This is a genomic window from Phenylobacterium sp. (assembly GCF_028290885.1).
Classification (GTDB): Bacteria; Pseudomonadota; Alphaproteobacteria; order Caulobacterales; family Caulobacteraceae; genus Phenylobacterium.
This window is the reverse complement of sequence record NZ_JAQGIZ010000206.1, coordinates 1-7842: the sequence shown is the minus strand read 5'-3', so window position 1 is coordinate 7842 and position 7842 is coordinate 1. Positions and strand designations below refer to the sequence as shown.

8 protein-coding genes and 3 tRNA genes are annotated in these 7842 nt (G+C 69.5%); 7 read left to right on the top strand and 4 right to left on the bottom strand.

Annotated features, from left to right (window positions below):
- Positions 1–2 precede the first annotated feature (2 nt).
- Positions 3–75, bottom strand: a tRNA-Thr gene (locus JWP28_RS14065).
- A 108-nt stretch (positions 76–183) separates the two neighbouring features.
- Between JWP28_RS14065 and JWP28_RS14060 the strand changes: the two genes are divergently transcribed.
- From JWP28_RS14060 to JWP28_RS14050, 3 genes are all read left to right on the top strand, one after another.
- Positions 184–1587, top strand: a complete 1404-nt coding sequence (locus tag JWP28_RS14060; protein ID WP_299543823.1) for an amidase — start codon at positions 184–186, stop codon at positions 1585–1587.
- A gap of 555 nt (positions 1588–2142) precedes the next feature.
- The gene (locus JWP28_RS14055; protein WP_299543820.1) at positions 2143–2685 is read left to right on the top strand and encodes a PEPxxWA-CTERM sorting domain-containing protein; all 543 of its coding nucleotides are present in this window, start codon (positions 2143–2145) and stop codon (positions 2683–2685) included.
- A 69-nt stretch (positions 2686–2754) separates the two neighbouring features.
- Positions 2755–3108, top strand: coding sequence for a DMT family protein (locus JWP28_RS14050; protein WP_299543818.1), 354 nt, complete (start codon positions 2755–2757; stop codon positions 3106–3108).
- A 43-nt stretch (positions 3109–3151) separates the two neighbouring features.
- On the opposite strand, the gene JWP28_RS14045 is transcribed toward JWP28_RS14050, so the two are convergent.
- Positions 3152–3595, bottom strand: coding sequence for a DUF1761 domain-containing protein (locus JWP28_RS14045; RefSeq protein WP_299543817.1), 444 nt, complete (start codon positions 3593–3595; stop codon positions 3152–3154).
- Positions 3596–3775: 180 nt separating this feature from the next.
- Between JWP28_RS14045 and metG the strand changes: the two genes are divergently transcribed.
- Positions 3776–5587 carry a methionine--tRNA ligase gene (gene metG, locus JWP28_RS14040; RefSeq protein ID WP_299543815.1) on the top strand — a complete coding sequence of 604 codons (1812 nt, stop codon included), beginning with the start codon at positions 3776–3778 and terminating at the stop codon, positions 5585–5587.
- A 143-nt stretch (positions 5588–5730) separates the two neighbouring features.
- On the opposite strand, the gene JWP28_RS14035 is transcribed toward metG, so the two are convergent.
- Both JWP28_RS14035 and rlmB read right to left on the bottom strand, forming a co-directional pair.
- Positions 5731–6465, bottom strand: coding sequence for a YjbE family putative metal transport protein (locus tag JWP28_RS14035; protein WP_299543813.1), 735 nt, complete (start codon positions 6463–6465; stop codon positions 5731–5733).
- Positions 6466–6540: 75 nt separating this feature from the next.
- Complete coding sequence (gene rlmB / locus JWP28_RS14030) at positions 6541–7335, bottom strand: 23S rRNA (guanosine(2251)-2'-O)-methyltransferase RlmB (protein ID WP_299543811.1); 795 nt, start codon at positions 7333–7335, stop codon at positions 6541–6543.
- 133 nt (positions 7336–7468) lie between these two features.
- Between rlmB and JWP28_RS14025 the strand changes: the two genes are divergently transcribed.
- The 3 genes from JWP28_RS14025 to JWP28_RS14015 all read left to right on the top strand — a co-directional run.
- Positions 7469–7554, top strand: a tRNA-Tyr gene (locus JWP28_RS14025).
- 29 nt (positions 7555–7583) lie between these two features.
- A tRNA-Gly gene (locus JWP28_RS14020) sits at positions 7584–7657 on the top strand.
- A gap of 58 nt (positions 7658–7715) precedes the next feature.
- Positions 7716–7842 (top strand): GTP-binding protein (locus tag JWP28_RS14015; RefSeq protein WP_299543822.1); only part of this gene is annotated, 127 nt, incomplete at its 3' end.

Below are 7842 nucleotides of genomic sequence, written 5' to 3'. Positions count from 1 at the left end.
GGTGCCGGATGCAGGACTCGAACCCGCGACCTTCGGTTTACAAAACCGCTGCTCTACCAGCTGAGCTAATCCGGCGGCCGATGGCTGCTTATGCGGTGAACCCCTAAGGCTTCGCAAGGGCGTGGGTTGGTTCCGGGGCGCGGCTGTGCTTGCGTGGGCGGGCAGCAGAGCAGGGTGAGCCGCATGGACTTCGGGGACTATCGCCGCCACGACGCGGTCGGCCTGGCCGGGCTGGTGGCGCGCCGCGAGGTGAGTGCGCGCGAACTGCTGGACGCCGCCGTCGCGCGGATGGAGGCGGTCAATCCGCAGATCAACGCCGTCACCCAGGACCTCACGGAGCGGGCGCGCGGCCAGCCTGCGGACGCCGGGCCGCTCTGCGGCGTGCCGTTCCTGCTGAAGGACCTTGGCGCGGCGCTGGCCGGGACGCCGACCACCGCCGGCTCGCGACTGTTCGCGAACGCTGTGGCGCAGGCCGACAGCGCGATCACCGCCGCCTACAAGGACGCGGGACTCTCGATCTTCGGCAAGACCAACACGCCGGAGTTCGGCCTGTGGCCGATGACCGAGTCGGAGTTCCTGGGCGTCTGCCGCAATCCCTGGGACCTGTCGCGGACGCCGGGCGGCTCCTCGGGCGGCGCGGCGGCGGCGGTGGCGGCCGGCATCGTGCCCGCCGCCCACGCCAGCGACGGGGGCGGCTCGATCCGCACGCCGGCCTCCTGCTGCGGCCTGTTCGGCATGAAGCCGTCGCGCGGACGGGTTTCCTTCGCGCCGCTGGGCGAGGGCTGGGCGGGCGCCTCGATCCAGCACGCCGTCACCCGCTCGGTGCGCGACAGCGCCGCCCTGCTCGACGTCGCCTGCCGCCCGCAGCCGGGCGACCCCTACTTCCTGGCGCCCCCAGAGACGCCCTTCGCGGAGGAGGCGGCGCGCGAGCCCGGGCGGCTGCGGATCGCCTTCACCACCGCGGCGATGCAGTCGGCCGGTCTCGATCCGGAGTGCGAGGCGGCGGTCCGCGAAACGGCGCGGCTCTGCGAACAGCTAGGCCACGAGGTGGAGGAGGCCAAGATCCCCGGCGACGTGGCCGCCATGCAGGCCGCGGCGGGCGCGGTGATCGCCGCCAGCATCGCCGCCAACCTGGACGCCGAGGCCGAGCGGCGCGGCCGGCCGATCGAGGCGGGCGAGATCGAGGCGCCGACCATGGCCACCTACCGCAGGGGTCAGGGCGTGTCAGCGGCGGCCTATGTGCGCGGCCTGCAGGCGCTGCACGCCTATGCGCGGGCCGAGGCGCAGCTGTTCGAGACATACGACGTCCTGCTGCTCTCGACGCTGGGCAGCCCGGCGATCCCGATCGGCTGGATCCTCGATGATCCCAAACAGATCGCCGAGCGGCTGTTCGCCTTCATGCCCAACACCCAGGCCTTCAACAACACCGGGCAGCCGGCGATGACCGTGCCGCTGGCCTGGAGCCGCAGCGGCCTGCCGATCGGGATGCAGTTCGTGGCCCGGATGGGCGGCGAGGCGACGCTCTTCCGCCTGGCCGGCCAGCTGGAACAGGCGAGGCCCTGGTTCGATCGGACCCCGCCGCTCTAGTGTCCCGATTCCGAAGTTCGCAAGCGCTTGCGGGTGACTTTGGCGAACTCCGGAATCGATAAGGACACTAGCAAGTATATGTTTCTAGTGTGCTTCTTGGATTTGAAGTTCGCTCGGCGCGTGGCGCGTGAATGAGGCGAACTTCAAATCCAGCACACTAGGCGCACTGGCGACCGACACCGGGCGCGGGGGCAGGGCGGGTCAGCGCGAGCTGTGCACGATCTTTGCAATGCGCCGCCCATGACACCTAACCGTTCCAGTTCGAAACACGACAGGCGGCGGCTCGCAGGCCGCCTCACAGTCCTCGCGGCGCTGGCGATCGCGTTTGCGATGGGTGACGGCGCGCTCCACCATGGGCGCGGCGGGCCGCCCCGCGTCGAGATGGCGCTGGGCGCCGCGGGCCAGGGCGGCGGTCTGGGCGGGGGCCAAGGCGGCGGCTTCGGCCACTGGCGCGCCCGACACGGCGCGGCTGGAACCCAAAATGAAACACACGCCCTACAGACCGAGACTTCCGGTCCGGGCGAGGGCGATGAGCGGTCCCCGTGGGGCGGCTTCATGCCGAATGACGAGGACGGTCTGGTGACCCTCGCCGATTTCGTCCGCGACCACGGTGGGGGGGGCAATCCCAATCCGGGGACCGATGACGGCGCGCCGGGGGGCAATCCGGACGGCCAGGTGGGATCCAATGGGCCGCCGGGGGGCGGCTTCACCGCAGGCGGGGGCTACACCGGGGGTGGCGGTGGCGGTGGCGGCGGTGGCGGCCCCGGCGGCGGAACGCCGAATAGGCCCACCGGCGGGATTGGTGACAACGGCGGCGGTGGCGACGGCGGCGGCAACGGTGGCACGCCGGGCGATCCGGGCGGGCTTGGCCCGATCGACGACGGCGGCGACGACGGCGCCCACAAGCCCTGCGTCCTGCACTGCGGCCAATCGCCGGGCGACGGCTCGACGCCAAAAATCTTCGGCCCGACAGGCGATACGCCCCTGACCTCCGTGGTGCCGGAACCGGCGACCTGGATGATGCTGATCCTGGGCTTCGGCGCCCTCGGTTCGGCCCTGCGCGCCCAGCGCCGCAAGGGCCGTCGGGCGGTGGCATAGGGCTCGACACGGTGGATTTGCGCGGCCAGGGATGGCGGCTTCGACCCTGAAGCCCGCCGGAGTCCCTGGATGCCGCTCAACTGGACCGCGCTCGCCCCGATCCTTTTGCTGGTCGCCTCGAACGTGTTCATGACCTTCGCCTGGTACGGCCAGCTGAAGGTCGAGCATCGGGCCATGTGGCTGATCGTGCTGATCAGCTGGGGGATCGCCTTCTTCGAATATTGCCTGGCGGTCCCGGCCAATCGCATCGGCCGCGCCGTATATGAGCCGTCCGAGCTGAAGGCGATGCAGGAGGTGATCACGCTCGCGGTCTTCGCGGTGTTCTCGGTGGCCTGGCTGAAGGAACCCGTCACCCTCAACCACGCGGTAGGCTTCGCCCTGATCGGCCTGGGCGCCTTCTTCGTGTTTCGAGGGCCGTTCTGAGGCAAGAGCGCTCCGCCCGCCGGGCGAAGCGCTCCGCGCACTGTCAGGCCGCCGCCGGCGCCCCGGCCGAGGCGCCGAACTTGACGCCGCCCAACACCGCGCCCGCCAGCACGTAGGCGAGCGCGAGCTGGCCGCAGTTGATCGCCATCAGCTTCGGCGTGAAACCCATGTAGACGTATTCCATGCCCTGGGTGGTCAGGCCGAAGAAGAACCAGGCCGCGAAGCCCGCCGTCAGGCCGGCCTGCAGGCTTGACGCGCCCAGCCGCCGCAGCAGCCAGGAAAGCCCGATGACCTGGATGATGATCAGCACCGCTCCCTCGGCGATGGATCTGGTCTGGCCGGCGCTCGACATGTCCGGTTTCAGGCCGATGGCGGTCATTTCGGCCAGCCAGGCCGAGCTGAAGACCAGTCCGTACCAGAGGTAGCCCAACACCTCGAGAAGGACGAACGCGATGAGTACGGCGATCCAGTTGACGCCTTTCAACATGCGGATTCTCCCTAACCAGGCGGCGTGTTTTTCTTGAAGACTCAAGGGCCGCCGCCTTCGCCCCACTGCCAAGGTTATGCCGATACCGGCGTTTGGCGAGGAATTCTTCGGGTCCCGCTTTGGCGAACCGCGGCGCGCGGCCTATAAGCCCCGCTTCCGCCCAACCCGCCTTGCGAAGCCATGTCCCGCATCCTGATCACGTCCGCGCTGCCCTACATCAATGGGATCAAGCACTTGGGGACGCTGGCGGGCTCCATGCTGCCGGCCGACGTCTATGCGCGCTTCCAGCGCTCGCGGGGCCGCGAGACCCTCTACATCTGCGCCACCGACGAGCACGGCACGCCGACCGAGCTCGCCGCCGCCGAAGCCGGCCAGGATCCGGCGACCTTCTGCGCCGAGCAGCACCAGGTGCAGCACGACCTGGGCCGCCGGTTCGGCCTCTCCTGGGACCACTTCGGCCGCTCCTCCTCGCCGCAGAACCACCGGTTGACCCAGCGCTTCGCCCAGCAGCTTTGGGAGGCGGGCTTCATCGAGGAGCGGGTGACCCAGCAGGTCTATTCCAACGCCGACAAGCGCTTCCTGCCCGACCGCTATGTGATCGGGACCTGCCCGCATTGCGGCTATGAGGCCGCCCGCGGCGACCAGTGCGAGAACTGCACCCGCGTCCTCGACCCCGCCGACCTGCTGCATCCGCGCTCGGCGATCTCGGGGTCCACCGACATCGAGGTCCGCGGCTCCAAGCACCTCTTCCTGCGCCAGAGCCTGTTTTCCCAGAAGCTGCGCGCCTGGATCGAGGAGAAGCGCGACCGCTGGCCGCTGCTGGTCACCTCCATCGCGCTGAAGTGGCTCGACGAAGGCCTGCAGGACCGCGGCATCACCCGCGACCTCGAATGGGGCGTGCCGGTCAACGCCTTCGAATGGGGCCCGAACCCGGATGGTGCGACACCGGATATCGAGGGCCTGGCCGGCAAGGTGTTCTACGTCTGGTTCGACGCGCCCATCGAGTACATCGCCGCCACTTGGGAGTGGGCCGACGCGCGCGCCGCCGAGGCCGGCAAACCCACCCCCGCTGACGACGCCGAATGGGAACGCTGGTGGCGCGAGCCCGCAGCGGCCGACGTCACCTATGTGGAGTTCATGGGCAAGGACAACGTGCCCTTCCACACCGTGGGCTTCCCTTGCACCCTGATCGGGCTGAACGAGCGGCTCGGCGCCGACGGCAAGTGGTCGCCGACCAACAACGCCCCCTGGAAGCTGGTCGATGAGCTGAAAGGCTTCAACTGGCTTGACTACTACGGCGGCCGGTTCTCCACCTCGCAGAACCGTGGCGTCTTCATGGACCAGGCGCTCGAGCTTTTGCCGCCGGACTACTGGCGCTGGTGGATCACCGCCAACACGCCTGAGACTTCCGACTCAAGCTTCGTCTGGGAACAGTTCCAGGCGCAGGTGAACGCAGACCTGGCCGACGTGCTCGGCAACTTCGTCAACCGCATTCTGAAGTTCACTGAGACGCGCTTCGACGGTGTGGTCCCGGCCGGCGGCGCGTCCGGCCCGCTGGAGGCGAAGCTCGACAAGGACGTGCTGGCGAAGCTGCGCGAACTCACCGAGCACCTGGAGGGCCGCGAGTTCCGCAAGGCCTCGACGGCGCTGCGCCAGCTCTGGGTGCTGGGCAACGGCTACCTGACCGAGGCCGCGCCCTGGACGGCGCTGAAGACCGATCCCGAGCGTGCGGCGGTCGCGGTGCGCACCGGCCTCAACCTGGTGGCCCTGTTCGCCAAGGTCTCCGAGCCCTTTATCCCCTTCGCCGCGGAGACCATCGCGCTTTCGGTGGGCGAAGCCTTCCCCGGCAAGTGGCCCAGCCTGGACGGGCAGGGGACGCTGGACATCCTGCCGCCCGGCCGCGCGGTGAAGGCGCCCGACGTGCTGTTCCGCAAGGTCGAGGACGCCCAGACCGCCGAATGGCGCGAGCGCTTCGGCGGCCCGGAAGCCTAGCTTACCTCCCACGCAAAGCGGGGGACCGCTCGCCGCAGAGCGAGTGGTGGAGGGGCGAGACTGGGCTCCGAGCTTGAACTCGCCCCTTCCACCATCGGCTTTTCAGCCGATGGTCCCCCTTCCCCGTGAACGGGGAAGGCAAGCTACTTCCCCCGCCGCCTCGCCTCCTCGGTGGGGCCGATGTCGAGGGGCCCGGGCATGGCGGCGTTGTAGGCGTGGGTCTTGCCAAGGTCGATGACGACCGTCCGCGTTCCCACCCAGATCATGTGCAGGGCGACGTAGAGCACGATCGCCAGACCCACGAATCCGATCCAGCGCAGGCGGCTCAGCAACCTGGCGATCCAGCTGGCCGCGAGGCCGGTGAGCGTGATGGAAAGCAAGAGGCCGCCGATAAGCACCCAGGGGTGTTCCCGGGCGGCGCCGGCCACCGCCAGCACGTTGTCGAGCGACATGGTGAGGTCGGCGATCAGGATCTGGACCAGCGCCTGGCGGAGCGTCTTGACCCTCGGCTGGCGCTTCGCGGCGGCGCCGATGGCCACGCCCCTCGCGGCCTCGAGGGCAGCCTCGCCCTCGGCGCGTTCCTCGCGTCCCTGGGCGCGCAGGTCGCGCCACATCTTCCAGCAGACCCAGAGCAGCAGGAAGCCGCCAGCGACCAGCAGGCCGACGAGTTGCAGGAGCTGGGTGGTGATCAGGGCGAAGGTGACCCGCATCGCCACCGCGCCGGCCAGACCTACGATGATGGCCTTCCGGCGTTGATCCTGCGGCAGGCCGGCCGCGGCCATGCCGACGGCGACCGCATTGTCCCCGGCGAGCGCCAGGTCGATCATCACCACCTGGAAGAAGGCCGCCACGCCGCCGGGGGTGAAAAGGTCTGTCAACGCCATCGCTCCCTCAATGCGGCAGGAGCCTGGGGGCTGCAATAGGACCGGCTTCCGGAGAGGAGCGGAGAGGGACTATCGGGGACGCGAGGCCTCGTAGAGGGCGACGGCGGCGGCGGCCGAGACGTTCAGGCTCTCGAAGCCGCCGGGCATGGGAATGCGGGCCAGCTCGTCGCAATGCTCGGCCACCAGCCGGCGCAGGCCCTCGCCCTCGGAGCCCATCACCAGCACGGTGGGCGTCCCGTCCAGCACGGCGCCCAGGTCCCGCTCGGCCTCGCCGGCCAGGCCGACGGCCCGCCAGCCGGCGTCGGTGAGCTCGTCGAGCGCGCGGGCGAGGTTGACTACGTGGGCCACCGGCACGCGGTCCACGGCGCCGGCCGCGGCCTTGGCCAGGGCGCCGGTGAATCTGGGCGCGTGGCGGTCCTGCAGGATCACGCCCACGGCCCCGAAGGCCGCCGCCGAACGCAGCATGGCGCCGACGTTCTGCGGGTCGGTGACCTGGTCGAGCATCAGGAGCACGGCTCCGGGCTCAGGGGCGAAATCGGATAGCGCCGCCGACTCCAGGGGCGGGCCGCGCAAGGCGACGCCCTGGTGTACCGACCCCTGCGGCAGGGACTGGGCGATGCGCTGGTTGTCGGCGGTCTCCAGCGCGTCCTGGCGGCCGAATTTGGCCTCGATCTGCCGCGCGCGTTCGGGCGTCGCCAGGATCAGTTGGGCGGGCTCGCGGCCCGGGTTGGCGAGCGCGGCCTCGACCGCGTGCCAGCCCCAGATCCAATCCTCGGAAGCGCTCTCCGGACGCCTGCGAAACCCTCCGTGCGGGTGGCGATTCCGCCCTCGGCGGGCGTCGTTGCGTTCGGGGTTCGAGGCCACTATAAGACGCGCTCCAAATTGGGGCCCCGGACGGGCTGCCGCCTTCAGGACCCTGCGTTCGGCGCTCTTATGCCCCTCGCATCCTGCAGCGGAAGCCTTTTGTTCGAAGGTCCTGACGTGGCTCCGAGCGCGAGGGGGAATGTCCCGAGCGGCAAAGGGGGGGGACTGTAAATCCCCTGGCGAACGCCTTCGTAGGTTCGAGTCCTACTTCCCCCACCACGCGCCGGAGCGCTGAGGAGATATGTGTCGCGGGTATAGCACAATGGTAGTGCAGCAGCCTTCCAAGCTGAATATGCGGGTTCGATTCCCGCTACCCGCTCCAGGTTCACGTTCCACTTGAGACCCCCTCTTTTATTGAAAGCAACGCCCGCAGGACCCCGATGGCCAAAGAAAAGTTCGAACGCAACAAGCCGCACTGCAACATTGGCACGATCGGTCACGTCGACCACGGCAAGACGACGCTGACGGCGGCGATCACGTTTACGCTGGCGAAGACCGGCGGGGCCA